The organism is Pseudomonas sp. Q1 (assembly GCF_009935975.1).
In the GTDB taxonomy this organism is placed as follows: domain Bacteria; phylum Pseudomonadota; class Gammaproteobacteria; order Pseudomonadales; family Pseudomonadaceae; genus Aquipseudomonas; species Aquipseudomonas palleroniana.
The window spans coordinates 362,380-388,375 of the sequence record NZ_QODI01000003.1; the positions used below are offsets into that span (position 1 = coordinate 362,380).

At 60.0% G+C, this 25,996-nt stretch carries 25 protein-coding genes, 4 tRNA genes and 1 pseudogene; 10 read left to right on the forward strand and 20 right to left on the reverse strand.

Going from position 1 to position 25,996, the window contains the following annotated elements:
- Window positions 1-27: 27 nt before the first annotated feature.
- On the reverse strand, window positions 28-717 hold the full coding sequence (locus DK870_RS06765; RefSeq protein ID WP_161548296.1) for an energy-coupling factor ABC transporter permease: 690 nt from the start codon (window positions 715-717) through the stop codon (window positions 28-30).
- 128 nt (window positions 718-845) lie between these two features.
- On the opposite strand from DK870_RS06765, the gene DK870_RS06770 reads away from it, so the two are divergent.
- The 3 genes from DK870_RS06770 to DK870_RS06780 all read left to right on the forward strand — a co-directional run bounded on the left by DK870_RS06770 (window position 846) and on the right by DK870_RS06780 (window position 3,097).
- Window positions 846-1,475: a DUF1780 domain-containing protein gene (locus tag DK870_RS06770; protein WP_053254334.1), complete on the forward strand. Its 630-nt coding sequence runs from the start codon at window positions 846-848 to the stop codon at window positions 1,473-1,475.
- Window positions 1,476-1,564: 89 nt separating this feature from the next.
- Entirely contained in the window at window positions 1,565-1,738 is a 174-nt protein-coding gene (locus DK870_RS06775) for a DUF3094 family protein (RefSeq protein ID WP_060754865.1), read from the forward strand.
- Between the two features lie 60 nt (window positions 1,739-1,798).
- A complete protein-coding gene (locus tag DK870_RS06780) occupies window positions 1,799-3,097 on the forward strand; it encodes an NAD(P)/FAD-dependent oxidoreductase (RefSeq protein ID WP_060754864.1) in 1,299 nt (432 codons plus the stop codon).
- Between the two features lie 103 nt (window positions 3,098-3,200).
- Here the strand turns inward: DK870_RS06780 and DK870_RS06785 are convergent.
- From DK870_RS06785 to rluD, 7 genes are all read right to left on the reverse strand, one after another.
- A tRNA-Pro gene (locus DK870_RS06785) sits at window positions 3,201-3,277 on the reverse strand.
- A 94-nt stretch (window positions 3,278-3,371) separates the two neighbouring features.
- Window positions 3,372-3,447, reverse strand: a tRNA-Lys gene (locus DK870_RS06790).
- 5 nt (window positions 3,448-3,452) lie between these two features.
- Window positions 3,453-3,529 (reverse strand) — tRNA-Pro (locus DK870_RS06795).
- Window positions 3,530-3,538: 9 nt separating this feature from the next.
- Window positions 3,539-3,614 (reverse strand) — tRNA-Asn (locus DK870_RS06800).
- 303 nt (window positions 3,615-3,917) lie between these two features.
- On the reverse strand, window positions 3,918-6,482 hold the full coding sequence (gene clpB, locus DK870_RS06805) for an ATP-dependent chaperone ClpB (protein WP_060754863.1): 2,565 nt from the start codon (window positions 6,480-6,482) through the stop codon (window positions 3,918-3,920).
- Between the two features lie 130 nt (window positions 6,483-6,612).
- Window positions 6,613-7,338, reverse strand: coding sequence for a peptidoglycan editing factor PgeF (gene pgeF, locus DK870_RS06810; RefSeq protein WP_104995483.1), 726 nt, complete (start codon window positions 7,336-7,338; stop codon window positions 6,613-6,615).
- A complete protein-coding gene (gene rluD, locus DK870_RS06815) occupies window positions 7,335-8,297 on the reverse strand; it encodes a 23S rRNA pseudouridine(1911/1915/1917) synthase RluD (protein ID WP_090366858.1) in 963 nt (320 codons plus the stop codon). Before rluD ends, pgeF begins: the two co-directional genes overlap by 4 nt.
- A gap of 149 nt (window positions 8,298-8,446) precedes the next feature.
- Between rluD and DK870_RS06820 the strand changes: the two genes are divergently transcribed.
- Both DK870_RS06820 and DK870_RS06825 read left to right on the forward strand, forming a co-directional pair.
- Entirely contained in the window at window positions 8,447-9,472 is a 1,026-nt protein-coding gene (locus DK870_RS06820) for an outer membrane protein assembly factor BamD (RefSeq protein ID WP_090366860.1), read from the forward strand.
- A 126-nt stretch (window positions 9,473-9,598) separates the two neighbouring features.
- Window positions 9,599-9,832: a PP0621 family protein gene (locus DK870_RS06825; RefSeq protein WP_161548297.1), complete on the forward strand. Its 234-nt coding sequence runs from the start codon at window positions 9,599-9,601 to the stop codon at window positions 9,830-9,832.
- On the opposite strand, the gene thiO is transcribed toward DK870_RS06825, so the two are convergent.
- From thiO to pilV, 5 genes are all read right to left on the reverse strand, one after another.
- A complete protein-coding gene (thiO, locus tag DK870_RS06830; protein WP_060754858.1) occupies window positions 9,819-10,928 on the reverse strand; it encodes a glycine oxidase ThiO in 1,110 nt (369 codons plus the stop codon). The genes DK870_RS06825 and thiO overlap by 14 nt on opposite strands.
- A gap of 62 nt (window positions 10,929-10,990) precedes the next feature.
- A complete protein-coding gene (locus tag DK870_RS06835; RefSeq protein WP_060754857.1) occupies window positions 10,991-11,392 on the reverse strand; it encodes a type IV pilin protein in 402 nt (133 codons plus the stop codon).
- 12 nt (window positions 11,393-11,404) lie between these two features.
- On the reverse strand, window positions 11,405-11,935 hold the full coding sequence (locus DK870_RS06840) for a PilX N-terminal domain-containing pilus assembly protein (RefSeq protein WP_060754856.1): 531 nt from the start codon (window positions 11,933-11,935) through the stop codon (window positions 11,405-11,407).
- A 7-nt stretch (window positions 11,936-11,942) separates the two neighbouring features.
- Window positions 11,943-12,650 carry a PilW family protein gene (locus DK870_RS06845; RefSeq protein ID WP_161548298.1) on the reverse strand — a complete coding sequence of 236 codons (708 nt, stop codon included), beginning with the start codon at window positions 12,648-12,650 and terminating at the stop codon, window positions 11,943-11,945.
- Window positions 12,647-13,132, reverse strand: coding sequence for a type IV pilus modification protein PilV (gene pilV, locus DK870_RS06850; RefSeq protein ID WP_060754854.1), 486 nt, complete (start codon window positions 13,130-13,132; stop codon window positions 12,647-12,649). Before pilV ends, DK870_RS06845 begins: the two co-directional genes overlap by 4 nt.
- A gap of 203 nt (window positions 13,133-13,335) precedes the next feature.
- Between pilV and DK870_RS06855 the strand changes: the two are divergent.
- Window positions 13,336-13,915: pseudogene (locus DK870_RS06855) on the forward strand (GspH/FimT family pseudopilin).
- Here DK870_RS06855 and ispH read toward each other — a convergent pair.
- From ispH to murJ, 6 genes are all read right to left on the reverse strand, one after another.
- On the reverse strand, window positions 13,869-14,816 hold the full coding sequence (gene ispH / locus DK870_RS06860; RefSeq protein ID WP_060754852.1) for a 4-hydroxy-3-methylbut-2-enyl diphosphate reductase: 948 nt from the start codon (window positions 14,814-14,816) through the stop codon (window positions 13,869-13,871). The pseudogene DK870_RS06855 and the gene ispH sit on opposite strands and share 47 nt — an antisense overlap.
- Before the next feature lie 178 nt (window positions 14,817-14,994).
- Window positions 14,995-15,432 carry an FKBP-type peptidyl-prolyl cis-trans isomerase gene (gene fkpB, locus DK870_RS06865; RefSeq protein ID WP_174554049.1) on the reverse strand — a complete coding sequence of 146 codons (438 nt, stop codon included), beginning with the start codon at window positions 15,430-15,432 and terminating at the stop codon, window positions 14,995-14,997.
- Between the two features lie 7 nt (window positions 15,433-15,439).
- Window positions 15,440-15,949: a signal peptidase II gene (gene lspA / locus DK870_RS06870; protein ID WP_060754850.1), complete on the reverse strand. Its 510-nt coding sequence runs from the start codon at window positions 15,947-15,949 to the stop codon at window positions 15,440-15,442.
- A complete protein-coding gene (gene ileS, locus DK870_RS06875) occupies window positions 15,942-18,773 on the reverse strand; it encodes an isoleucine--tRNA ligase (protein WP_060754849.1) in 2,832 nt (943 codons plus the stop codon). The genes lspA and ileS overlap by 8 nt, the downstream gene beginning before the upstream one ends.
- A gap of 14 nt (window positions 18,774-18,787) precedes the next feature.
- A complete protein-coding gene (gene ribF, locus DK870_RS06880) occupies window positions 18,788-19,726 on the reverse strand; it encodes a bifunctional riboflavin kinase/FAD synthetase (RefSeq protein WP_161548300.1) in 939 nt (312 codons plus the stop codon).
- A gap of 119 nt (window positions 19,727-19,845) precedes the next feature.
- Window positions 19,846-21,384 carry a murein biosynthesis integral membrane protein MurJ gene (gene murJ / locus DK870_RS06885; RefSeq protein WP_090366879.1) on the reverse strand — a complete coding sequence of 513 codons (1,539 nt, stop codon included), beginning with the start codon at window positions 21,382-21,384 and terminating at the stop codon, window positions 19,846-19,848.
- Window positions 21,385-21,637: 253 nt separating this feature from the next.
- On the opposite strand from murJ, the gene rpsT reads away from it, so the two are divergent.
- Entirely contained in the window at window positions 21,638-21,916 is a 279-nt protein-coding gene (gene rpsT, locus DK870_RS06890) for a 30S ribosomal protein S20 (protein WP_060754846.1), read from the forward strand.
- A gap of 181 nt (window positions 21,917-22,097) precedes the next feature.
- Here rpsT and DK870_RS06895 read toward each other — a convergent pair whose 3' ends face one another.
- Complete coding sequence (locus DK870_RS06895; protein WP_060754845.1) at window positions 22,098-22,583, reverse strand: peptidylprolyl isomerase; 486 nt, start codon at window positions 22,581-22,583, stop codon at window positions 22,098-22,100.
- A gap of 14 nt (window positions 22,584-22,597) precedes the next feature.
- On the opposite strand from DK870_RS06895, the gene DK870_RS06900 reads away from it, so the two are divergent.
- The 3 genes from DK870_RS06900 to DK870_RS06910 are packed head-to-tail and all read left to right on the forward strand — an operon-like array spanning window position 22,598 to window position 25,951.
- Window positions 22,598-22,891, forward strand: a complete 294-nt coding sequence (locus tag DK870_RS06900; protein WP_081087021.1) for a DUF3565 domain-containing protein — start codon at window positions 22,598-22,600, stop codon at window positions 22,889-22,891.
- A 60-nt stretch (window positions 22,892-22,951) separates the two neighbouring features.
- Window positions 22,952-25,051, forward strand: a complete 2,100-nt coding sequence (gene pta, locus DK870_RS06905) for a phosphate acetyltransferase (RefSeq protein WP_060754844.1) — start codon at window positions 22,952-22,954, stop codon at window positions 25,049-25,051.
- Complete coding sequence (locus tag DK870_RS06910) at window positions 25,052-25,951, forward strand: acyltransferase (RefSeq protein WP_161548301.1); 900 nt, start codon at window positions 25,052-25,054, stop codon at window positions 25,949-25,951.
- Window positions 25,952-25,996: the final 45 nt, after the last annotated feature.

Here is a 25,996-nt window from a genome sequence, read left to right on the forward strand (position 1 = left end):
GCCGGATTGCCCGCGATTTGATCTGGATCAACGCTGCGAGTCGTCATCCTTCCAGGGTGCCGAGAGGTAGCGGGTGCGGTTGAAAGTCTCCAGCCATTCAGGACTGAACACCACCAAGGCACTGATCACCATGCCGTTGATAAAGGCTTCGGGGAAGATGATCAGCCACAAGTAACCGACGAAATCCTCCAGCCATTCCGGCATCGCGAAACGCCCGTCGAACCACAACAGCCCCAATGCGGCCAACAGACAGAGCAACGCTGACAGCGCAGCGGCGAAAAAACCCGAGCAGAAGATATACACAAAAGGATTACGCGGCTGCGCACGCTCCACCAGCAGCGCGCAGCCTTCGGTGACCAGCACCGGCAGCACGACCAACAACAGGCCATTGACCCCGACAGCGGCCAGATCCTGGCGCCCCAGCCACACCAGGCCCATTTGCGCGACAAGCCCTCCGAAGATTGCCAGGGGCCAGTCGAGCAACAGGGTCACAGCGGTCATGCCGATAAAGTGGTAGGAAACCCCGGTATCGAAATCCCGCCGCACCAACCAGAGCATGAACAGCGCAAACACCGTACCGAACAACAAATGCTGGCGCCGTCGGTCGGCAAACAGCTCGACCCAGGGCGAGCGCAGGATCGCCCACAACACCCAAGGCGCGTACAACAGCCAACCGAGGCCGAGCGTCGCCGGTGCCAATACCGCTGCGCTGATCACGGGAACACACCCCCTGCAAGAAACCTCATCACGCCCCTCATCCCTGAGCCACTCTCGAGAGGCCAGTCTACACCGCTGTTTTAAAGCAAGACTTCCTGCGGTCATCATTTGAACGCTAAGCTGCAAACATGGATGACTCAGATTATTTGCGCCTGCTCACCGTAGCGGCCGAACAAGCCAACGCGTTCTTGTCCAATGCCCGCAAATGGGAGCGTGAGCGTTGGGTCTGCCAGCGCCTGCTGCAAGGCTTGAACGTGCCTTACCGGGCGGAAGAGTTTCACCCTGCCGGGCAAGAGCCGCCGGACGTGCTGTTTCGCGACGCCAGTTTCGAAGTTTTTTTTGTTCTGGATGAAGGCCGGCGCCTGAACGACGAATGGCGCGATGAGCTGCTGCGCCGACGCAGTGCGTTTTCCCTGAGCCAGCTGGTCCGGCGCGAGGCCAAGCCGCGACGCATTCCCGCCCATGAGTTTCTGCTGCGCCTGGCCCCCACCTTGCGCAAGAAAGCCCATAACTACAAAGAACGCGGCATGGACCTCGGCGAGCTGGACTTGATTGCCTTCACCAGCCTCAAACGCGAAGTACTGGACCTCAACAGCCACTTCCCGCCTCCCACCGAATACCTGCGCCAGGGTTGGCGTTCGCTGTCGTTAGTCGGGCCGACCTTTGCCCGGGTGCTGTTCGCACACCCCGACGCACCGGACTTCTTGCGTAACAACCTGGGCCGCAGCATAGTATTCGACGTGGGCATCAGCCTGTGACACGGGCGCAGGCTACGCTTGTGGCGATGCCGCCAATCCCCTGACTGTAACGTGGCGCCCTTTTGCAACGTCTACCTGACGAGGCCTTTATGACCAGCCGCCTGAACCCCGATGACCAACGGCATGTCGAAGAGTACCTGCAACTCTCCCAGAACCAAGTCGAGCGCAAGCCTTTCCGGCCGTGGCTGCTCCTTGGTGTGGTGCTGGTGGCGGTAATCGGGCTCGGTTTGCTGAGCCGCCTTTTGAGTTACCTCACGCTATGAGCTGCCTGGCGCTCGCGGGGGTCACTGCTCCGATTTCTTTTAGCCTTGCGAGATATCCCCATGACCCATCGTATTATTATCGTCGGCGGCGGCGCCGGCGGCCTGGAGTTGGCTACCCGCCTGGGTAAGACTCTGGGTAAGCGCGGCATCGCCAGCATCACACTGGCGGACGCCAACCTGACTCATATCTGGAAACCGCTGCTGCACGAAGTGGCCGCCGGTTCGTTGAACTCCTCGGAAGACGAACTCAACTATGTCGCCCAAGCCAAATGGAACCACTTCGAGTTCCAGCTGGGGCGCATGAGCGGGCTGGATCGTGAACAGAAAAAAATTCAACTGGCTGCCACCCTCGATGAAGAGGGGCGCGAGCTGGTACCCGCGCGAGTGTTGAGCTACGACACGCTGGTAATCGCAGTGGGCAGCACCACCAATGACTTCGGCACCGAGGGTGCAGCGCAACATTGCCTGTTCCTCGACACCCGCAAGCAGGCCGAGCGCTTCCATCAGCAATTACTCAACCACTATCTGCGCGCCCACGCGGGCCAGACCGATGTGGAAGAAAAAATCAGCGTCGCCATCGTCGGTGCCGGTGCTACCGGGGTTGAACTGGCCGCCGAGCTGCACAACGCTGCCCATGAACTGGCGGCCTACGGCCTGGACCGCATCAAACCGGAAAACATGCACATCACCTTGATCGAGGCCGGGCCAAAAGTCTTGCCCGCGCTGCCGGAGCGGATCAGCGCGCCTGTGCATAAAACCCTGGAGAAACTCGGAGTGACCGTGCTGACCAACTCGGCGGTCAGCGAAGTGACGGCAGATGCCCTGATTACCAGCAGCGGCCAGGTGATCCCGGCCAGCCTGAAGGTATGGGCCGCCGGTATTCGCGCCCCCGGCTTCCTCAAGGATATCGATGGCCTGGAAACCAACCGTATCAACCAACTGCAAGTACTGCCGACACTGCAAACCACCCGCGACGAAAACATCTTCGCCTTCGGTGACTGCGCCGCCTGCCCGCAACCGGGCACCGACCGCAATGTGCCGCCACGGGCCCAGGCCGCTCACCAACAGGCCTCGTTGCTGGCCAAGTCACTGAAACTGCGGATCGAAGGCAAGGAGCTGCCGTCGTACAAGTACACTGACTACGGCTCGCTGATCTCGCTGTCGCGCTTTTCCGCTGTGGGTAACTTGATGGGCAACCTGACCGGCAGCGTCATGCTCGAAGGCTGGCTGGCGCGGATGTTCTATGTGTCGCTGTATCGCATGCATCAGATGGCGCTGTATGGGGTCTTTCGCACGGCGATGCTGATGCTGGGCAGCAAGATCGGGCGTGGCACCGAGCCACGTCTTAAGCTGCACTAAAAACCTGTGGGAGGGGCTTGCCCCTCCCACATTGATTACAGTGCCGCCGAGTTTTCCGCAGGCAAAAAAATCCCCGTAGCTTTCGATACGGGGATTTTTAATATGGTCGGGGTAGGGGGATTCGAACTCCCGACATCCTGCTCCCAAAGCAGGCGCGCTACCGGACTGCGCTATACCCCGGTAAAAGAAAGGCGACCTTTCAGTCGCCTTCTTCGATCAGTGCTTTTGGCCTCTGATCTTAAGATTCGATTCCAGGATTAACTGGTCTCAAAAATGGTGGGTCGTGTGGGATTCGAACCTACGACCAATTGGTTAAAAGCCAACTGCTCTACCAACTGAGCTAACGACCCAAATATGGTCGGGGTAGGGGGATTCGAACTCCCGACATCCTGCTCCCAAAGCAGGCGCGCTACCGGACTGCGCTATACCCCGATTTTGAAATGGCTCCGTGACCAGGACTCGAACCTGGGACCCAATGATTAACAGTCATTTGCTCTACCGACTGAGCTATCACGGAACTGCGTATTTCAAATTTACAACTTTTACTGCGATGTAACCTTCTCTTTGATCTGTCCGTATCGCTACGTTCATGTCTCTGAGGCGCGCTATTCTACAATCTTAAAAACCCCTGTCAACCCTTTAAATTGCTTTTAAGACAATGATTTGCGCTTCTTTCTGATTTCTTCTTGGGGAGAAGAAACCCTTGGGCTGACGTTGTTGCGGGGCGCACTTTACAAGCCTTTGCCTTACAGTTCAACGCCCTATCGAAAAAAAAGGCTCCGCAATGCGGAGCCTTCTCTTATTAACGTACTCGCCAAGCTTAATGGAAGACGATTTCGTCGTTCTCCACCGTGGCCTCGACGCTGGTCCCCGGCATAAAGCGGCCCGACAGGATCAACTGAGCCAGCGGGTTTTCGATCCAGCGCTGAATCGCACGCTTCAACGGCCGTGCGCCATACACCGGGTCGTAACCCACCGCGATCAGTTTGTCCAAGGCCTCGCCGCTCAGATTCAGGCCCAGCTCGCGCTCGGCCAGGCGACCCCGCAGGCGACCCAACTGGATCTCGGTGATGCCCGCGATCTGATCCCGCGCCAGAGGCTCGAAGATCACCACCTCGTCTACCCGGTTGATAAATTCCGGACGGAAGTGGCTGGTCAACGCATCCATGACCGCAGCACGCTGCGCCTCACGATCACCCACCAACTCCTGGATCTGTGCCGAGCCCAGGTTGGAGGTCATCACGACCACCGTATTGCGGAAGTCCACGGTACGTCCGTGGCTGTCCGTCAGGCGGCCGTCTTCCAGCACTTGCAGCAGGATGTTGAACACATCCGGGTGCGCCTTCTCGACCTCATCCAGCAGGATCACCGAGTAAGGCTTGCGCCGCACGGCCTCGGTCAGGTAACCGCCCTCCTCATAGCCCACGTAGCCTGGTGGGGCGCCGATCAAGCGCGCCACCGAATGTTTCTCCATGAATTCGGACATATCGATCCGGACCATGGCTTCTTCCGTATCAAAGAGGAACTCGGCCAACGCCTTGCACAACTCCGTCTTACCCACGCCAGTCGGACCGAGGAACATGAATGAGCCGCTCGGACGGTTCGGGTCGGACAACCCTGCCCGGGACCGCCGTACGGCGTTGGCCACCGCGACCACCGCTTCTTCCTGGCCGATGACGCGCTGATGCAACAGACTTTCCATTTTCAGCAGCTTGTCACGTTCGCCTTCCAGCATCTTCGACACGGGAATGCCGGTCCACTTGGAGACCACTTCGGCGATTTCTTCCTCGGTCACCTTGCTGCGCAACAGCTGGTTCTCGCTGTGGCCGTGCTGGTCAACCATCTGCAGGCTGCGCTCCAGGTCCGGGATCACCCCGTACTGCAATTCGGCCATGCGGTTCAGGTCACCTTTGCGACGCGCAGCTTCCAACTCCTGCCGCGACTGCTCGATCTTTTGCTGGATCTGGGCAGAACCCTGTACTTCGGCTTTTTCCGAGGTCCAGATTTCTTCAAGGTCCGAATACTCACGTTCCAGGCGGACGATTTCTTCCTGGAGTTTTTCCAGGCGTTTCTTCGCCGCGTCATCCTCTTCCTTCTTCAGGGCCTGGGACTCAACTTTCAGTTGAATCAGGCGTCGATCCAGACGGTCGAGCACTTCCGGCTTGGAGTCGATCTCCATGCGGATGCGGCTGGCGGCCTCGTCGATCAAGTCGATGGCCTTGTCCGGCAACTGACGATCGGTGATGTAGCGATGGCTCAATTTGGCCGCCGCAATGATTGCACCGTCAGTGATCGCCACCTTATGGTGGACCTCATAGCGCTCTTTCAGGCCACGCAGGATCGCGATGGTGTCCTCTTCGCTCGGTTCTTCCACCAGCACTTTCTGGAAGCGACGCTCGAGGGCCGCGTCCTTTTCAATGTACTGGCGGTACTCGTTGAGCGTGGTCGCGCCAACGCAGTGCAACTCCCCCCGGGCCAAAGCCGGCTTGAGCATGTTGCCGGCGTCCATCGAGCCTTCGCCCTTACCGGCGCCGACCATGGTGTGCAGCTCATCGATAAACAGAATGATCTGCCCTTCCTGCTTCGACAGCTCGGTGAGCAGGGCTTTCAGACGCTCTTCGAACTCACCTCGGAACTTGGCGCCGGCGATCAACGCGCCCATATCCAGGGACAACAGACGCTTGCCTTTCAGGCCGTCCGGCACTTCACCGTTAATGATGCGTTGGGCCAGGCCCTCGGCGATCGCGGTTTTACCCACACCGGGCTCACCGATCAGCACCGGGTTGTTCTTGGTGCGACGCTGCAGGACCTGGATGGTGCGACGAATCTCATCGTCACGACCGATCACCGGGTCAAGCTTGCCTTCTTCGGCACGCTTGGTCAGGTCGACGGTGTATTTGTCCAGGGCCTGGCGCGACTCCTCGTGGTTGGGGTCGTTCACCGCGTCGCCGCCACGCAGGTTGTTGATGGCATTTTCCAGGGCTTTCTTGCTCACGCCCTGGCCGAGCAACAACTTGCCGAGCTTGCTGTTCTCATCCATGGCCGCGAGCAGCACCAACTCGCTGGAGATGAACTGGTCACCTTTCTGCTGGGCCAGACGGTCAGCCTGGTTGAGCAGGCGCGCCAGGTCCTGCGACATATTGACGTCGCCGGTGGGATTCTGGATTTTCGGCAGTTGGTCGAGCTCTTTGCTCAACTCCTTGCGCAGGCTGTTGACGTCAAAACCGACCTGCATCAGCAAGGGTTTGATAGAACCACCTTGCTGCTCCAGGAGCGCCTGCATCAAGTGCGCAGGCTCAATGGCCGGGTGGTCAAGGCCCACCGCCAACGATTGGGAATCAGATAAAGCCAACTGCAATTTGCTGGTTAAACGATCAATACGCATTAGTCACCTTCCTTTTGAGCAGGCCGGAGCTATAAACACATCCTGAATGAAGAAACCTGCCAGATACCCAGTAGATGGGGTGAATTCTGGAAGATTCAAGCTACGAACAGTTGACGTAAGTCAGGAGAGTCTAGCGCTCAAGCCAGATAAGGGAGGCAAATCGACCGGTGCGTGGGCTGCGGCGATAGGAGAAGAAGCGTGGGTCGGTCACCGTGCAGAAACCGCCACCATAGACAGCGGTAACGCCCTGTACGGCCAGGCGCAGGCGCGCCAGCTCATAGATGTCGGCCATGTACTTGCCAGGATTGCGGCTGGGTACAAAGGCCTGGGCGGTCATCGGCAACTGCTGCATGAAGGCTTCACGCACTTCCGGACCGACTTCGAAAGATTGCGGACCAATGGCAGGGCCGAGCCAGACCAGAACGTCGGCAGGCTCGGTATCCAGGCTTTCGAACGCCGCCTCCAACACCCCTGCCGCCAACCCGCGCCAACCGGCATGGGCAGCCGCGACACGAGTGCCGGCACGGTTGCAGAACAACGCCGGCAGGCAGTCAGCGGTCATTGAGGTGCAGGCAATGCCTGGAGTACTGGTCCAACTGCCATCAGCTTCGGCAACGCGGCCGGGATCGGCCTCGACCACGCTCACGCCATGGACCTGGCGCAGCCAGGCCGGTTGAATCTTGAAGGTCTCGGAGAGACGACGACGGTTTTCAAGGACGGCCTCCAGGCTGTCCTCGACATGATCGCCCAGGTTGAAGCTGTCGAACGGCGCCAGGCTGACGCCGCCCGCACGGGTGGTGACGCAGGCTTTCACCTGAGCCGGCGCGGGCCAGTCAGGAATCAGCCAGTCACTCATCCGATAAACGCCTCGCGATCCTGCTTGAGCAGCGACAACAACCACACCAGGTCGTCTGGCAGAGGCGATTCCCAGCTCATGCGCTTACCGCTCGTCGGATGATCCAGTTCCAGGAAGCGTGCATGCAGCGCCTGGCGCGGGAAGTTTTTCAACGATTCAACCATGGTTGCACTGGCCGCCGGCGGAATGCGGAAGCGGCCACCGTAGGCAGGATCTCCGACCAACGGGAAGTTGATGTGCGCCATATGCACGCGAATCTGGTGAGTACGACCGGTTTCCAGCTTGACCCGCACGTGGGTGTGGGAGCGAAAACGCTCCAGTACGCGGTAATGGCTCACGGCCTGCTTGCCGCCTTCCATCACCGCCATACGCTGGCGCTGCTGGCCGTGGCGGCCGATTGGGGCGTTGATCTTGCCACCCGCCACCACGACGCCGATCACGATGCACTCGTAGATCCGGCTGACGCTGCGGCTCTGCAACTGGGTGACCAACTGCGTCTGCGCCTGAATGGTCTTGGCCACCACCATCAAGCCGGTGGTGTCCTTGTCCAGACGGTGCACGATGCCGCAGCGCGGGACATTGATGATGTCCGGGACGTGATGCAACAGGGCGTTGAGCAAAGTGCCATCAGCGTGCCCGGCAGCCGGGTGAACCACCAGGCCTGCGGGTTTGTTGATGACCAGGATGTCGTCGTCTTCATAGACGATGTCCAGCTCGATGTCCTGGGCAACCCACTCTCCCTGGGCTTCCTGCTCGGCAGTCAGCTCAAGAATCGCACCGCCATGAACTATGTCTCGCGGGCGGATAACCGCTCCATCCACAGTCAGGCGGCCGTCTTTGATCCAGGCGGAAAGGCGCGAGCGCGAGTGCTCAGCGAATAATTGTGCGGCGACTTGATCGAGGCGTTGGCCACCCATTTCGGACGGCACCTCTGCGCGAAGTTCAATTTTATCGGACATGCTCAGACTAGGCGTGGCACAGCCTTTGGTTTCGGCTGCGCGCTTGTGGTTAAATACGGCGTCTTTTGCCCCGAGGCTTTCAACGGGGCGCTCATCATAACAGGACGGCCCCGCCCAAGACAGCGGCCGTCATAGGGACGCAAGCCGCCATGCAAGTGAAACACCTGCTGCTGATCGCCATCCTCGCCATGACTGCTGCTTGCTCGTCAACAAAGGACGTCGTCGACGAAAACCTGAGCGAAGTCGAGCTTTACCAGCAAGCTCAGAAAGACTTGGACAATAATAGCTACACCAGCGCCACAGCGAAGCTGAAGGCCCTGGAGTCGCGTTACCCGTTCGGGCGCTACGCCGACCAGGCCCAGCTCGAACTGATCTACGCCAACTACAAGAACTCCGAGCCGGAAGCCGCGAAGTCCGCCGCAGAGCGTTTTATCCGCTTGCACCCGCAGCACCCGAACGTGGATTACGCCTACTACATGAAGGGCCTGACCTCGTTCGACCAGGACGTCGGCCTGCTGGCGCGTTTCCTGCCGCTGGACATGACCAAGCGTGACCCGGGCGCTGCCCGCGACTCCTACAACGAGTTCGCCCAGCTGACCAGCCGCTACCCCAACAGCCGCTATGCCCCGGATGCCAAGCAACGCATGATCTACCTGCGTAACCTGCTGGCGTCCTACGAGATCCACGTAGCCCACTACTACCTGACCCGTCAGGCGTACGTGGCCGCTGCCAACCGTGGCCGCTATGTGGTGGAAAACTTCCAGGAAACCCCATCCGTGGGTGACGGTCTGGCGGTAATGACCGAGGCTTACCAGCGCCTGCACCTGGACGCCCTGGCGAGCACCAGCCTGGAAACCCTGAAGCTCAACTACCCGGATCACCCGAGCCTGAAAGACGGCCAGTTCGTGCCTCAGGTTGCCGAAGCGGATAACCGTTCGTGGCTGAGCAAGTACACCTTGGGCCTGATCGAATCCCGTCCACCGCTGCCGCCGGGCGAAACCCGCGCCAACCAGGACGTGATCAAGCAGTTCCAGGACGCGAAAGACGCCATTCCTTCCGACCTCAAGCCTCATGACGAAAACGGCGATGTGATCGAAGAGCAGGCACCACAAGCCGCTGGCAGCAAGGAAGATCGTTCGTGGTTCAGCTACATGACCTTCGGTATTTTCGACTGATCGGTCCAGGCAATCAGAGAAAGGGAGCCCTATGGGCTCCCTTTTTTGTGGGCGAGCATTATTGCGCTGTGCGCCTGCTGCGTCCTTGGCTAAACTGGCGCATTCCTTGTCGAGAAGCTGCTTACCATGGTTCGTCTACTGTTCTGGATTGCCGTCATTGCTGCCGCAGTATGGTTCTGGCGCAAATTCAAAAGCCCGGCCGCCAAACAGCAACGGTCCAGTGAGCCCGATGCCACGCCGATGGTGCGTTGCGCGCACTGTGGCGTACACCTGCCGCAGGATCGCGCACTGACCGTACGCCAAGAGTGGTACTGCACCCAGGCGCACCTGGAACAAGGTCCGAAGCCTAGCCAGCGCTGAGACGACCAGCCGGCGCATAAGGTGCCGGCTCGATAATCGGCGCACGCCCCAGCAGCAAGTCAGTGAACAACTGACAGGACGCGGGTGCGAGCACCAGGCCATTGCGGTAATGCCCACAATTGAGCCACAGCCCGTTGAAGCCGGGCACTTCGCCAATGTACGGCACACCTTCCGGCGAGCCAGGCCGCAAGCCCGCCCAATGCCCCACCACCTCAGCGCCAGCCAAGGCAGGAATCAATTCCACTGCCGAAGCCTTGAGGCTTTCCAGCGCGGTTTCGGTCGGCGTCTTGTCGAACCCCTCATGCTCCAACGTGCTGCCAATCAATATGTGGCCGTCACGGCGTGGGATCGCATAACGTCCTTTTGCCAGGACCATGCTCGACAAAAAGTCCGAGGCGCATTTGTACAAGATCATTTGGCCTTTGACCGGCTCAACAGGCAGCGCCAGACCCAACGTGCCCAGCAGCTCCCCACTCCAGGCTCCCGCCGCAAGCACGACCTGATCGCCGAGCACCCGGCCAGCCGTCGTTTCGACGCCCACTGCGGTATCGCCCTCCAGGACAAAACCGGCCACTTCACACTGCTCATGAATCGTCACACCGGGCAATGCCTGCAACGCCGCCTTCAAGGATTTGACCAGGCGAGGGTTGCGAACATTGGCCACATCAGCCATGTAAATGGCCTGGGAATAGCCGCGCCCCAGCACCGGCACGGCATCGTGCGCGGCCGACACATCCACCTTGCTCAGCGGCCGTCCCTCGCGAGCAGCCCAGGCCAAAGCCTCGGCTTCATCGTCCAGATCAAGCCAGTACAAGCCCGTGGTATGCACCTCTGGATCAACCCCGGTGGCGGCAAACAACCGCTGCGCCAGCTGTGGGTAAAAGTCCTGGGACCAATGGGCCAAAGCGGTCACTGCCGGGCTGTAGCGCCAGGGGTACAACGGTGAAACGATCCCGCCCCCGGCCCACGAAGACTCTTGCCCAAGCCCCGCACGCTCCAGCAGTACCACCGACTGCCCCTGGGTGGCCAGGTTGAACGCCGTCAACAACCCGATTACTCCGCCGCCGACAATCACCACTCGCTGTTGCTCTGCCATCATTTGATCCAGCCGATATATAGGGGTTGGCGCACACAGCGCCCATTCATCCAGCACTCTCATCACTGCCCCCAGCACGTCTTGCGCGACATTTCCGGCTTGGCTCCCGGGTTGCTTCGCACGCCGGTACTGCTCAAGCTGAATTCACCGCATGCGTCGTCCGCCATGACTGAATAGACGGAGGGCGTGGCAAGCAGGGCAAAATCCTGGGCACTCAATACAGCGCTGATTCTATAGTGATCATTACCCGCACTGACGTCCTCTGCATCAATAAAAGTGCCGTTCCGGGCGTAAAAGCGCTCCAGATACTGGGCCTGTTCGGTCAACAGTGCGGCAATCTGACTGCGATAGACCTTTTTCACATGCCCGGTATATCCGGGATAAGCGACCGTGGCCAACACCGCAATGATTGCCATGGCAATCAGTAACTCGATCAGGGTAAATCCCTGGCTATCCGTGCTCATCCGTTTGCTCCTTTACTGAAGTTGCCGCCACAGGATTCGTTGAAACCGCGCCCGCCCTCCCTCGTCCACCTGGGCATACACGCTCTCCAGGACCGTGCGCGATTGGCCCCCTAGCCCGATGGCCGTCACTCGAAACAGCCGCGCCGCGGTTTGCGCCGGAAAATGCGCCAGCCCCAAGCCCTCGCCTATGGATTGAATGCCATAGAACCCCGCGTCGAAGGCAACCCAGGTAACCGCCGAGACCGGATTCGTCCCGGCCCCCATCAACGTAAACGCCTCCTCAGGTGGCGAGCATGTGATGATCGAGTGACATTCGGGCAGCCCACCGCCAACGCGCTTTACCGCCAGCTCCCCCAACCTGAGGCCGCTTTCGGCGCTTTGAAAAGATTGGTTGCGATGCCACAAGCTGCCCGCGACTTTTTGCTGGGATATCGCACCTTGCATCGATGACAAACCAACCAGTGACAACAGCAATAGGAATACCAGGCTGATCCACAACACCATCCCTGCCTGACGCCAATGAATACCGCCACTTATCTTCATCACGGCCCTACCCCTGGCGATTTCGCAGCGCAGCCACAACGCTGTAGGTCTGGTCCCTGACACGCCCTGTCGGGTCTTGCAATGTCATGAGGATGCGCACACTGCGTATCAACGACTCGTCGGCAGGGTTGCTGTCGTAACGCACCACGCTTGTTGATGCGGGCTTGGCCGCCATGCCAAAACTGATGTCGAACGCCCGCACGTTATCCACAAGCACCGCTTTGGCCGGCGCCGCCGGGGTGCTGACTTTCAGTTGGCCGGATTCAAAGGTGTAGGTGAGCTGGCGCAGCGCAAAGCGGATCTGCCCAGGCGCCGGCGCGGGTGATGCTCCAGCATATGCCCGGGCAACCGTCTTGCAGTCGGATACCACCGTCCAATCAGGCTTGCCTCCCCCACTACCGACATCCGCAGTGACCAGGGTCAGCGACGTCGCATTCCCCGAGGCACTCCACCCCAACGGTCGCTCCAGGGCGGCGGGGGCGTCGTCGATAAATGCGCTGGCCAGGCAGCCAAACATGCCCGCCTGGCGAATATCCTGCGTCAGCTTGCCCAGTACAAATCGTGCATCGTCTTGCAGGACCATTGCCGCCAATTGACTGGCATGCGTCAGCCGCGTGCTGATGACCACCTGGCTTGCGCCCAGCACCAACAAGAGCCCAACGGCCAACGCCACCAGCATTTCCACCAGGCTGAATCCGCGCACAAGACGGCTCATTGCAACGCGCCTTGTTCATCGACCATGCGACTGGTGAGAACGAACGTCTCCCTTGCTTCCGGGCCGCCTGCGCCCCTGCCCGCCTGCCAACTGATGGTGATAGTGACCTCAGGCCCGCTGGTCGATACCGCTCCTTTGGCATCTGCGCCGGCAAAACCCAGGATATTGGCCTCGAAATCATGCAGGTCCAGATCACGCACGCTGGCGGTCGGGACATTGGCCATCGAAGGTCCAGCTCGCGACCACGAATAATCGATCCCGGGATTGGAGCGAATTCGATCAAGCATGTCGTAGGCAATGAAACTGGCCTGGCTGGTCATCCTGGCGCTCTCGGTGTACTTGAGCGCATTGAGCTGGATGGCCGAAGCGCCCAACAAACCGACAGCCAGAATCAACACCGCCACCAACACCTCGATCAGGGTCATGCCGGTTTGGCGCCACTGGACGGCGCGAAGAAAAAACCTGTGTGTACGGATTAGCATCACCGTCGTCATCCATGTCGAGGGGCGGAAAACAGGCAAAACCTGTTGTGCGACCCAAGACTAGCGGCGGTTTTTAATCGGTGCCGCTTGCGGAACAAAGGGAAATACTTTGGACATAAAGGCCATCATCCAACCCTGGCATCCGCTGGCTATACCTGTCTCTACCCGCTGGATTACCAGCTGCGTCCACGGAGGGACGGCATATGACAGAACGAGGCTTCACCCTGATCGAGTTGCTATTGGGCCTGATGCTGAGCGGCCTGCTGGCGCATTTGGCGGCGCCCAGCTTCAAAGGATTGCTCGACGCACACCAGCAACACAGCGCAGCCGAATCACTGGCGCAGGGCCTGCGCTTCGCCCGCAGCGCAGCGCTCACACGCAATCGCGCGGTGATTGTTCATGCATTGGAGGACGATTGGAGCCTGGGCTGGCGAGTCATCGAGGATGTCAGCGGGCGCGGTCATATGGACGAAGACAACCCGATACTGCTGGAGCGACAGGACAGCGGGCGTGCAACGCTGGTCGGCAATGGGCCGGTCAAGAGCCAAGTGCGCTTCAGCGGATTGGGCGAGCCGGTATTTACGGGGGGAGGCTTCCGTGCCGGCACCGTGCACATATGCGACACGGGCCAGGCACAAAGCCTGCATCAGGTAGTGCTGGCCCCCAGCGGCCGCATCAGCCTGCGCAGTGATAAAACCGAGCAGGCGTTATGCCGGGACTGATCCAGCACCAGGGCTCAGAGCAACGAGCGAACCCGCAGTTCCTTGGGCATGGAGAACGTGATGTTCTCTTCGCGGCCGGCCAACTCATCAGCGCCGGTCGCGCCCCAAGCCTGCAACTGTTGGATCACGCCCCGCACCAGCACTTCCGGAGCCGAGGCTCCGGCCGTGATACCGATACGCTCAACGCCATCGAACCAGCTGCGCTGCATGTCTTCGGCACCATCGATCAGGTAGGCCGGCGTGGCCATGCGTTCAGCCAGCTCGCGCAGGCGATTGGAGTTGGAGCTGTTCGGGCTGCCGACCACCAAAACCACGTCGCATTCGTTGGCCAATTGCTTGACCGCGTCCTGTCGGTTTTGCGTGGCGTAGCAGATGTCATCCTTGCGCGGACCGCCAATGGCAGGGAAACGCGCGCGCAAAGCGTCGATAACGCGGCTGGTGTCGTCCATGGACAAGGTAGTCTGGGTCACGAAAGCCAACCGATCAGGATTGTGTACCTGCAAATCGGCGACGTCCTTTTCATCTTCCACCAGGTAGATGGCACCGCCGTTGCTGGCGTCATACTGGCCCATGGTGCCTTCAACTTCCGGGTGGCCGGCATGACCGATCAGGATGCATTCACGCCCGTCGCGACTGTAGCGTGCGACTTCGATATGCACCTTGGTGACCAATGGGCAGGTGGCATCGAATACTTTCAGGCCACGGCCGGCAGCTTCGGTACGCACGGCCTGGGAAACGCCGTGGGCGCTGAAAATGACGATAACGTCGTCCGGCACCTGGTCGAGCTCTTCAACAAAGATGGCACCGCGTGCGCGCAGGTCTTCGACCACGAACTTGTTGTGGACAACTTCATGGCGCACATAAATCGGCGGCCCGAAGACTTCCAGGGCGCGATTGACGATTTCGATCGCCCGGTCCACGCCGGCGCAGAAGCCACGGGGGTTGGCGAGTTTGATTTGCATGCTGTGCCTCGTGTCTTGCAGCCACTTGGGTTCAAGCTAGACGCTAACCCACCTGACAGTAGAGATCAAAGGTGGGAGCGGGCTTGCTCGCGAAAGCAGTGGGCCAGATAACACATGTGTTACTGATAGACCGCTTTCGCGAGCAAGCCCGCTCCCACATTTTTAACCGCGTCGTTGATCAGATCGCTTTAACGTCGATGATTTCAACATCAAAGGTCAAGGTTTTACCGGCCAACGGGTGATTGAAGTCGATGGTCACTTGCGCGTCATCGAAGGTTTTCACCACACCCGGCAGCTCGGTATTCGCCGCATCGTTGAAGATCACCAACAAGCCTTCCGAAAGGTCCATGTCCTGGAACTGCGAACGCGGGATGATCTGCACGTTTTGCGGGTTGGGCTGGCCAAAGGCATTTTCCGGCAGGATCTGCAGGTTGCGCTTGTCGCCAGCCTTGAAGCCGAACAGCGCGGCTTCGAAACCCGGCAGCAGGTTGCCATCACCGACTTTGAAAGTCGCGGGGGCCTTGTCGAACGTGCTGTCGACCGTGTCGCCATTTTCCAGGCGCAGTGCGAAATGCAAAGTGACTTCCGTGTTCTGGCCGATACGTTGTTCAGCCAATACCTGATCAGTCATTGACGGTCTCTCCGGTTTTCTTGCTTTTGAACATGTCCAACGCCAGCATGATCGCACCGACGGTGATGGCGCTGTCGGCAAAGTTGAACGCCGGGAAGTACCAGCGGTTCTGCCAATGCACCAGGATAAAGTCGATCACATGGCCCAAGGCAATGCGGTCGTAGAGGTTGCCCAGCGCGCCGCCCAACACAAGGGCCAGGGCGATAGCCAGCCAGGTGTCATCGCGGCCAAGACGCTTGAGCCAAACTACCAGCACCGCACTGACCACCACCGCGATCAGCGCGAACAGCCAGCGCTGCCAGCCACCGCTATCAGCCAAAAAGCTGAAAGCGGCGCCGGTGTTGTAGGCCAGGGTCCAGCTGAAGTAGTCCGGGATCACCACGATCTGCTGGAACATCTGCAGGGAGCCTTCGAAATGAGCCTTGCTGACCTGGTCGATGACCAGGACCAGCACACTCAGCACGAGCCAGCCCAGACGTCCGAAACGACTGGTGTTAGGCATAGTGGCGAACCTCACCAGCACCCGAGATGTTGTCGACGCAACGACCACAGATTTCCGGATGCTCAGGGTTCACACCGACGTCTTCACGGCAGTGCCAGCAACGGGCGCACTTGGCGAAGGCCGACTTGACCACTTTGAGCTTGAGGCCTGGCACTTCGGTGGCGACTGCATCCGCCGGGGCCTGGGCGAATGGCGCCAGGCTCGCGGTGGAGGTAATCAGCACGAAACGCAGTTCGTTGCTCAGCTTGGCCAGATCGGCAGTCAGGCCGTCTTCGGCAAACAGAGTGACTTCGGCTTGCAGGTTGCCACCGACGGCCTTGGCCGCGCGCTGAACTTCCAGCTCCTTGTTCACCGCAGCCTTGACGGCCATCACGCCTTCCCAGTACTCGCGGCCCAATTCGAAATCAGCCGGCAATTCGGTCAGACCTTCGTACCAGGTGTTGAGCATCACCGATTCGTTGCGCTCGCCTGGCAGGTACTCCCACAGCTCGTCGGCGGTGAAGGCCAGGATCGGCGCGATCCAGCGCACCAGCGCCTCACTGATGTGGTACAGCGCGGTCTGCGCCGAACGACGTGCCTTGCTGTTGGCACCGGTGGTGTACTGGCGATCCTTGATGATGTCGAGGTAGAAACCACCCAACTCCTGCACGCAGAAGTTGTGGATCTTCGAGTAAACGTTCCAGAAGCGATATTCGCCGTAATGCTCCTGCAACTCGCGCTGCAGCAACAGGGTACGGTCCACGGCCCAACGGTCCAGGGCGAGCATGTCCTCGGCCGGCAGGATGTCGGTGGCCGGGTTGAAACCGGTCAGGTTCGACAGCAGGAAGCGTGCGGTGTTACGGATACGGCGGTAGGCGTCGGCACTGCGCTGCAGGATCTGCTCGGATACAGCCATCTCGCCCGAATAGTCGGTCGAGGCCACCCACAGACGCATGATGTCGGCACCCAGGGTGTCGTTGACCTTTTGCGGCGCAATCACGTTGCCCAGCGACTTGGACATCTTGCGGCCGTTTTCATCCACCGTGAAACCGTGGGTCAACAGCTCGCGGTACGGAGCGTGGTTATCGATGGCGCAACCGGTCAGCAAGGAAGAGTGGAACCAGCCACGGTGCTGGTCCGAACCTTCCAGGTACAGGTCGGCACGAGGCCCGGTCTCGTGGCCCATCGGGTGCGAACCACGCAGCACGTGCCAGTGGGTGGTGCCCGAGTCGAACCACACGTCGAGGGTATCGCTGATCTTGTCGTACAACGGTGCTTCGTCGCCCAACAGCTCGGCGGCGTCAAGCTTGAACCAGGCTTCGATGCCTTCCTGTTCAACGCGTTGGGCCACGGCTTCCATCAGTTCAACGGTGCGTGGGTGCAGCTCGCCGCTTTCCTTGTTGAGGAAGAACGGGATCGGCACGCCCCAATTGCGCTGACGCGAGATGCACCAGTCCGGGCGGTTGGCGATCATCGAGTGCAGGCGCGCCTGGCCCCAGGCCGGGATGAAGCCGGTGTCTTCGATGGCCTTGAGCGAGCGCACGCGCAGGGTGTCGCCGCTGGCCGGCTCTTTGTCCATGCCGATGAACCACTGCGCGGTGGCGCGGTAGATCAGCGGGGTCTTGTGACGCCAGCAGTGCATGTAGCTGTGTTTGATGGTGTCGGATTTTATCAACGCACCGACTTCGCTCAGCTTCTCGATGATTGCGTGGTCAGCCTTGAAGATGAACTGGCCGCCAAAGAACTCCAGCGATGACACATACACGCCATTGCTTTGCACCGGGTTGATGATGTCATCGTTGGTCAGGCCGTATTTCTTGCAGATCACAAAGTCGTCAACGCCATAGGCGGGCGAGCAGTGGACCACGCCGGTACCCGAGCCCAGTTCGACGTAGTCAGCCAGGTAAACCGGCGACAGACGGTCATAGAACGGGTGGCGGAAATTGATCAACTCCAGCGCGGAACCGGTGGTGGTGGCAATCACCGAACCCTGCAGCTCGTAACGGGCCAGGCAGGCTTCAACCATTTCCTCGGCCAGCACCAGCAGGCGGTCACCAACGTCCACCAGGGCGTAGGTGAACTCCGGGTGTACGTTCAGCGCCTGGTTGGCGGGGATGGTCCACGGGGTGGTGGTCCAGATCACGATGGCCGCTGGCTTGCCCAGGCTCGCCAGGCCAAAGGCCTCGGCCAGCTTGGCGTCGTCCGCGATCGGGAAGGCTACGTCGATGGTCGAGGACTTCTTGTCTTCGTACTCGACCTCCGCCTCGGCCAGGGCCGAACCGCAGTCGAAACACCAGTTCACGGGCTTGAGCCCCTTGAACACGAAGCCACCCTTGACGATCTCGGCCAAGGCACGGATTTCACCGGCCTCGTTCTTGAAGTCCATGGTCTTGTAGGGGTTGGCCCAGTCACCCAATACACCCAGGCGGATGAATTCGGACTTCTGCCCTTCGATCTGCTCGGTGGCGTAGGCACGGCACAGTTCGCGAGTTTTATCCGCGCCCAGGTTCTTGCCGTGGGTCACTTCGACCTTGTGCTCGATCGGCAGGCCGTGGCAGTCCCAACCCGGGACATAAGGCGCATCGAAACCCGAAAGGGTCTTCGAGCGGATGATCATGTCCTTGAGAATTTTGTTCAGCGCATGACCGATGTGAATCGTGCCGTTGGCATAAGGAGGGCCGTCGTGCAGGACGAATTTCGGACGATCCTTGCCAATTTCGCGCAACTTTCCGTACAGGCCAATACTGTCCCAGCGCTGCAGGATCTGCGGTTCGCGCTGTGGCAGGCCGGCCTTCATTGGGAAGGCGGTGTCCGGAAGGTTTAGCGTGGCTTTATAGTCGGTCATTTAAGGCTCTTCGGTTAGCGATGGGCGCTAGGTGCGGCTAGTGCACGGGCGGCGGCGACATCCGCATTGATCGCCGTTTTCAACGCCTCAAGTGAGGCGAAACGCTGCTCTTCACGCAGCTTGTGGTGGAAAACCACCGTCAAACGCCGGTCATACAGATCACCGGCAAAATCCAAAAGGTGTACTTCCAGGTGGGCCTTGCCATCACCTGCAACCGTGGGCCTGACGCCTATATTGGCGACTCCCGGCCACGATTGGCCGTCGATGTCGACGCTCACCAGGTAAACCCCGGTCAGCGGCACACGGCGGCGCTTGAGTTGCACGTTGGCGGTCGGCGTGCCCAGTTGGCGCGCCAGCTTCTGGCCGTGCAATACCCGTCCGGCAATGCGGAACGGGCGACCGAGCAGGCGCTCGGCCAAGGCGAAGTCGGCAGCGGCCAGTGCATTACGCACCTGGGTGCTGCTGACGCGCAACCCGTCCAGTTCGACGGTTTGCGCGGCTTCGACGGTAAAGCCCTGGTTGACGCCGGCCTGTTGCAGGAAATCGAAATCCCCGACACGGTCGCAACCGAAACGGAAGTCGTCGCCGACCTCCAAGTGTTGCACACCCAGGCCATCCACCAGGATACGGTCGACGAATTCGGCAGCGCTAAGGCTTTGCAAACGCTGGTTGAAGGCCAGACAGAGGACTCGGTCCACGCCCTCTTCAGCCAGCAGTTGCAGTTTGTCGCGCAAGCGGGCCAGACGGGCCGGCGCCGTTTGCGGGGTGAAAAACTCCCGCGGCTGTGGCTCGAAAATCACCACACAGCTGGGCACACCCAACTCGACCGCTCGCTCACGCAGCCGGGCCAGGATAGCCTGGTGACCACGGTGAACACCGTCAAAGTTGCCAATAGTGGCGACGCAGCCCCGATGCTGGGGGCGCAGGTTGTGGAGACCTCGAACCAGCTGCATAACGCGCTTCTTGCTCATAAAGTGGTCGATTATAACCACACCCGGCCCCGGACGACAGGCAACAGCGCAGGCCAAGTGGGTTGATTCGATAAAACACCGGTTTTATTGAGGCAAAGTCCCTAGTTCAGGGACTTGCGATTGAAATCCCGCAGCCGGAAGCCCTGCAGCAGCAACATGCCGAAGTAAACCACAACGCCCGCGACCACCAGCAGGCCCAGGCGCAGGAAGCGTTCCAGCATATGCCCTTCATCCCAGGCGGGCATGAAGTGCATCAAACCCAAGAGCACCGCCGACATCGCGCCCACCGCAACCACCAGCTTGAGCGCAAACAGGCCCCAGCCCGGTTGCGGCTGGAACATCTGCTGCTTGCGCAGTTGATAGAACAGCAGGCCGGCATTGATACAGGCGCCGGCACTGATGGCCAGGGCCAGCCCGGCGTGCGCCAGCGGGCCGATGAATGCAAGGTTGAGCAATTGCGTGACAATCAGCGTGAAGATCGCGATTTTCACCGGCGTACGGATGTTTTGCTGAGCATAGAAGCCCGGCGCCAACACTTTGATCACGATGATGCCGAGCAGACCCACCGAATAGGCAATCAATGCGCGCTGGGTCATGGAGGCGTCAAACGCGCTGAATTGGCCGTACTGGAACAACGCCACCGTCAGCGGTTCAGCCAGGATTCCCAGGGCCAGGGCACAGGGCAGCACCAGCACGAAGCACAGGCGCAGCCCCCAGTCGAGAATACGCGAGTACTCCTGGCGGTCCTTACTGGCATAGGTGCGCGACAGGGTCGGTAGCAAAATCGTGCCCAGGGCCACACCGAGCACGCCGGACGGCAACTCCATCAGGCGATCGGCGTAGTACATCCACGACACCGAACCCGACACCAGCAACGAGGCGAAGGCAGTGTTGATGATCAGGGAAATCTGGCTGACCGATACCCCCAGGATCGCCGGCAACATGTTGCGCATCACGCGCCAGACACCGGTGTCCTTCAGGTTCAAGCGCGGCAGAACGAGCATGCCGATCTTTTTCAGGTGCGGCAGCTGGTACAACAACTGCGCCAGGCCACCGGCCAGCACCGCCCAGCCCAGGGCCATCACGGGTGGATCGAAGTAAGGCGTGAGGAATACTGCGAAGATAATCATGCTCACGTTGAGCAAGGTCGGCACGAACGCCGGCACCGAGAACCGGTTCCAGGTATTCAGGATGGCGCCGGCCAGGGATGACAGCGAGATCAGCAATATATAAGGAAAGGTCACCCGCAGCAGATCAGTGGTCAGCGCGAATTTTTCCGGCGTATTGGCAAAACCCGGCGCCGTGGCCCAGATCACCCAGGGTGCAGCGAGCATGCCGGCAATGGTGACCAACATCAAAACCAGCGTCAGCAGGCCCGAGACGTAGGCAATGAAGGTACGGGTTGCCTCTTCGCCCTGCTGAGTCTTGTATTCCGCCAGGATCGGCACGAAGGCCTGGGAAAATGCGCCCTCGGCGAAGATCCGGCGCAGCAGGTTGGGCAGTTTGAAGGCGATAAAGAAGGCGTCCGTGGCCATGCTGGCGCCGAAAATGCGCGCCAACAGGGTGTCACGCACAAACCCCAATACCCGGGAGATCATCGTGATAGAGCTGACCGCAGCCAACGATTTGAGCAGATTCATCGAAAGAGTTTGCGCCTATAGATAAACAGCAGGCGAACAAAGCGCCCACTTATGCGATACTGCGCGCCTGCAACAGCACAGAGCCAAAGCTCGCGAGTTTACAGGTCAAGCGCCGGAAATAAATCACCCGCCTCTTCAGATCGACCACTCAGCAGTTCGCATCAGCCGCCCTTGACAACCCAACAAGTCATCGGCATGATTCGCGGCCTATTTTGTTTGCTATTTCCTAAAAAGTCTTTCGAGGAGCTCGACGGTGGCCAACACACCTTCCGCCAAAAAACGTGCAAAACAGGCTGAGAAGCGTCGCAGCCACAACGCCAGCCTGCGTTCCATGGTTCGTACCTACATCAAGAATGTAGTTAAAGCCATCGACACCAAAGACGCTGCAAAAGCTCAAGCTGCTTACGTTCTGGCTGTGCCTGTTATCGACCGTATGGCCGATAAAGGCATCATCCACAAGAACAAAGCCGCTCGTCACAAGAGCCGCCTGAATGGCCACATCAAGGCTCTGAACGTCGCTGCTGCTGCCTAAGTGGTAACAACTGCAACGCTGGTTTACCGGCGTAACAGTTAAGAAATGCCCCGTACCGAAAGGTCCGGGGCATTTTTGTTTGTGCCTGAAAATCATAGAAACCCGCCCACCATGAAATGCAGGCAAAAAAACGCCCCGAACCAGTCGGGGCGTTTTTGCTACCAGCCGATCAATGCATCAATCAGTGGTGATGACCGCCTTCACCGTGGACGTGACCGTGAGCCACTTCTTCCTGGGAGGCGTCGCGGATGGCAACGATCTTCACTTTGAAGTTCAGGCGCTGGCCAGCCAGAGGGTGGTTACCGTCGACAGTCACGTCATCGCCATCCAGATCGCGGATGGTGACGATCTGCATTTGGCCGTCCGGTGCGGAGGCGTGGAACTGCATGCCCACTTCCAGCTCGTCGACGCCTTCGAACATGCTGCGGCTCAGGGTGCTGACCAGTTCGGCGGAGTATTCGCCGTAGGCATCTTCAGGTTCAACGGCAACGGTCAGCTCATCGCCGACGCTCTTGCCTTCCAGGGCCTTCTCCAGGCCCGGGATGATGTTGCCTGCGCCTTGCAGGTAGACCAGCGGCGCGCCGCCGGCTGAGCTGTCGATGACCTCACCAGCGTCGTTGGTCAGGGTATAGTCGATGGAGACAGCCTTGTTAGCGGCGATCGTCATGGGGGCGAGACCTTTTGCATAAGAATGAAGAACGGACAAGTCTAAACAAGGATTTGCCCGAAAGCGAACAGAACCCGGACCAACGGGACCGACCAACGGTATCCCTCATCATCGGGTTCCACCAGGATGACGATCAGCATTGGGTCGCCGAGCTCTCCTGCGGCCACACCCAGCACCTGCGGCACCAGCCACCCTGGCAGTCCCGAGGCTGGGTACTCGATACCACGCAACGCCTTGAAAAAATAGGCCAACCCTTTGCCTGCGGCTGGTGTGCGCAAGGGTCGAATAACGATAATCTTGATGCCTGATTCCCGGCAGGTGCTCAACCATAGAGCACCACCGAAGCCATGCACCTCCAGAGAATTCGCATGCAGACTTTTTTTATCGCGCCCACCGATTTTGGTGTGGGTCTGACCTCCATCAGCCTCGGGCTGGTGCGTACCCTTGAGCGGGCCGGACTGAAAGTCGGCTTCTTCAAACCGATTGCCCAGCCGCACCCAGGCGACACGGGCCCCGAGCGCTCCACCGAACTGGTGGCGCGCACCCACGGCCTGAAACCACCCCAACCCCTGGGCCTGGCCCACGTTGAGCGCATGCTTGGCGACGGCCAGCTCGATGAGCTGCTCGAGGAAATCATCACCCTGTATCAGCAAGCCGCCGTGGGCAAGGACGTGTTGATCGTCGAAGGCATGGTGCCGACCCGCAGCGCCAGCTACGCGGCGCGAGTCAACCTGCACCTGGCCAAAAGCCTCGATGCCGAGGTGATCCTCGTGTCCGCCCCGGAGAACGAAGTACTCACCGAGCTTTCCGGCCGGGTCGAATTGCAGGCGCAACTGTTCGGCGGCCCGAAAGATCCGAAGGTGCTGGGCGTGATCCTCAACAAAGTGCGCACCGACGAAAGCATGGAAGCCTTCTCGGCGCGCCTGAAAGAACATTCGCCGTTACTGCGCAGTGGGGATTTCCGCCTGCTCGGCTGCATCCCCTACCAACCCGAGCTCAACGCTCCGCGCACCCGCGACGTCGCCGACCTGATGGGCGCGCAGATCCTCAACGCCGGCGACTATGAAAGCCGGCGCATGACCAAAATCATCATCTGCGCGCGCACCATGCGCAACACTGTGGAACTGCTCAAGCCTGGCGTGCTGGTGGTGACGCCAGGTGATCGCGACGACATCATCCTCGCCGTCAGCCTCGCGGCGATCAACGGCGTGCCCCTGGCCGGGCTGCTGCTGACCAGCGACACCCTACCCGACCCGCGCATCATGGATTTGTGCCGTGGCGCGCTCCAGGCCGGGCTGCCGGTGCTGTCGGTAAGCACCGGTTCCTACGACACGGCGAACCTGCTCAACAGCCTCAACAAGGAAATCCCGATCGACGACCGCGAGCGCGCCGAGATCATCACCGATTTCGTCGCCAGCCACCTGGATGCACGCTGGCTGCACCAACGTTGCGGTACGCCACGGGAAATGCGCCTGTCGCCGGCGGTGTTCCGTTATCAGCTGATCCAACGCGCCCAGACCGCCAACAAGCGCATCGTGTTACCCGAGGGCAGCGAACCGTTGACCGTACAAGCAGCCGCCATCTGCCAGGCCCGCGGCATTGCGCGCTGTGTGCTGCTGGCCAAGCCTTCGGATGTGGAGGCCGTCGCCCGGGCCCAGGGTATCGAATTGCCCGAGGGCCTGGAGATTCTCGACCCGGACCTGATACGCCAGCGCTACGTCGAACCCATGGTTGCGCTACGCAAGAGCAAAAGCCTCAACGCGCCGATGGCCGAGCAGCAACTAGAAGACAACGTGGTGATCGCCACCATGATGCTCGCGCTGGATGAAGTGGACGGCCTGGTATCCGGCGTCATTCATTCCACCGCCAATACCATCCGTCCGGCCCTGCAGCTGATTAAGACCGCGCCGGGCTGCACGCTGGTGTCGTCGGTATTCTTCATGCTGTTCCCCGAACAGGTGCTCGTGTACGGCGACTGCGTCATGAACCCGCACCCGAGCGCGGCCGAACTGGCCGAGATCGCGCTGCAAAGCGCCGACTCGGCCGCCGCGTTCGGCATCACCCCGCGCGTGGCGATGATCAGCTACTCCAGCGGTGATTCAGCCAGCGGCGAGGAGGTGGAAAAAGTCCGCGAGGCCACCCTGCTCGCCCACGAACAGCAAAGCTCGCTGCTGATCGATGGCCCGTTGCAGTACGACGCCGCCGCCAACGAAACCGTCGCTCGGCAGCTGGCGCCCAATAGCCAGGTCGCCGGTAAAGCCACCGTCTTCGTGTTCCCGGACCTGAACACCGGCAACACCACGCACAAGGCCGTGCAGCGCAGCGCCGACTGTGTGAGCCTGGGGCCGATGCTCCAGGGCTTGCGCAAACCGGTGAACGACCTGCCACGCGGCGCTCAAGTCGACGACATCGTGTACACCATCGCACTGACTGCGATCCAAGCCGCCAACCGCCCCATGGATATTTAAATGCTGGATTTTCTACCTGCCGCCGTGCGCGGGGTCATTGCTTCGCTGCTGCTGGCGTTGAACACGATCCTGCTGTGTTCGTTCCTGTTTATCGTGGCCCTGTTCAAGGCGCTGCAGTTTGCCAAGCGCTTCAGTGAGTGGCTGATGAACCACACCCATGAAGCCTGGGTCACCAACAACAAAGGCTGGATGAATCTGGTGCAGCGTACACGCTGGCACCTGTCCGGCCTTGAGGGCCTGGACTACCAACACTCCTACCTGGTGACCAGCAACCACCAGAGCTGGGTCGACATCATGGTGTTGCAATACGTGCTCAACCGGCGGATTCGCCCGTTGAAATTTTTCCTCAAGCAGGAGCTGATCTGGGTACCGGTGATTGGCCTGGCGTGGTGGGCGTTGGGCTTCCCGTTCATGAAGCGCTACACCAAGGCTTACCTGGAAAAGCACCCGGAGAAAAAAGGCAAAGACCTGGAAACCACCCGCAAGACTTGCGCGAAGTTTCGTGACAACCCTGTGGGCATCTTCAACTTTGCCGAAGGCACACGGTTTACCCCTGGCAAGCACGCGCAGCAGAATTCACCCTTTCGCTACCTGCTCAAGCCTAAAGCCGGTGGGATTGCGTTTGTGCTGGATGCCATGGGCGAGCAACTGAAGTCACTGGTCAACGTCACCATTCATTACCCGGCCGGGAGCCCGGGGTATTGGGACTTGCTCTGCGGAAATTTGAAGGACGTGGTGGTGCAGTTTGAAGAAGTGCAGATCCCCGCCGCGTTCATCGGCAAGAACTACGAGCAGGATGGGGAGTATCGAACCGCATTCCAGGGCTGGATCAACCAACTCTGGAAGGACAAGGATGCGCTGCTGGACAAGCTGCACACAGAGCATCCAGGCAAAAGGTAATCAACCTGTGGGAGGGGGCTTGCTCCCGATAGCTGTGGATCAGCC

Coding starts and splice junctions, on each gene's coding strand:
- DK870_RS06770 (WP_053254334.1), top strand. CDS start 846: ATGGATGACTCAGATTATTTGCGCCTGCTCACCGTAGCGGCCGAACAA.
- DK870_RS06775 (WP_060754865.1), top strand. CDS start 1,565: ATGACCAGCCGCCTGAACCCCGATGACCAACGGCATGTCGAAGAGTAC.
- DK870_RS06780 (WP_060754864.1), top strand. CDS start 1,799: ATGACCCATCGTATTATTATCGTCGGCGGCGGCGCCGGCGGCCTGGAG.
- clpB (WP_060754863.1), bottom strand. CDS start 6,482: ATGCGTATTGATCGTTTAACCAGCAAATTGCAGTTGGCTTTATCTGAT.
- pgeF (WP_104995483.1), bottom strand. CDS start 7,338: ATGAGTGACTGGCTGATTCCTGACTGGCCCGCGCCGGCTCAGGTGAAA.
- rluD (WP_090366858.1), bottom strand. CDS start 8,297: ATGTCCGATAAAATTGAACTTCGCGCAGAGGTGCCGTCCGAAATGGGT.
- DK870_RS06820 (WP_090366860.1), top strand. CDS start 8,447: ATGCAAGTGAAACACCTGCTGCTGATCGCCATCCTCGCCATGACTGCT.
- DK870_RS06825 (WP_161548297.1), top strand. CDS start 9,599: ATGGTTCGTCTACTGTTCTGGATTGCCGTCATTGCTGCCGCAGTATGG.
- thiO (WP_060754858.1), bottom strand. CDS start 10,928: ATGGCAGAGCAACAGCGAGTGGTGATTGTCGGCGGCGGAGTAATCGGG.
- DK870_RS06835 (WP_060754857.1), bottom strand. CDS start 11,392: ATGAGCACGGATAGCCAGGGATTTACCCTGATCGAGTTACTGATTGCC.
- DK870_RS06840 (WP_060754856.1), bottom strand. CDS start 11,935: ATGAAGATAAGTGGCGGTATTCATTGGCGTCAGGCAGGGATGGTGTTG.
- DK870_RS06845 (WP_161548298.1), bottom strand. CDS start 12,650: ATGAGCCGTCTTGTGCGCGGATTCAGCCTGGTGGAAATGCTGGTGGCG.
- pilV (WP_060754854.1), bottom strand. CDS start 13,132: ATGCTAATCCGTACACACAGGTTTTTTCTTCGCGCCGTCCAGTGGCGC.
- ispH (WP_060754852.1), bottom strand. CDS start 14,816: ATGCAAATCAAACTCGCCAACCCCCGTGGCTTCTGCGCCGGCGTGGAC.
- lspA (WP_060754850.1), bottom strand. CDS start 15,949: ATGCCTAACACCAGTCGTTTCGGACGTCTGGGCTGGCTCGTGCTGAGT.
- ileS (WP_060754849.1), bottom strand. CDS start 18,773: ATGACCGACTATAAAGCCACGCTAAACCTTCCGGACACCGCCTTCCCA.
- ribF (WP_161548300.1), bottom strand. CDS start 19,726: ATGCAGCTGGTTCGAGGTCTCCACAACCTGCGCCCCCAGCATCGGGGC.
- murJ (WP_090366879.1), bottom strand. CDS start 21,384: ATGAATCTGCTCAAATCGTTGGCTGCGGTCAGCTCTATCACGATGATC.
- DK870_RS06895 (WP_060754845.1), bottom strand. CDS start 22,583: ATGACGATCGCCGCTAACAAGGCTGTCTCCATCGACTATACCCTGACC.
- pta (WP_060754844.1), top strand. CDS start 22,952: ATGCAGACTTTTTTTATCGCGCCCACCGATTTTGGTGTGGGTCTGACC.
- DK870_RS06910 (WP_161548301.1), top strand. CDS start 25,052: ATGCTGGATTTTCTACCTGCCGCCGTGCGCGGGGTCATTGCTTCGCTG.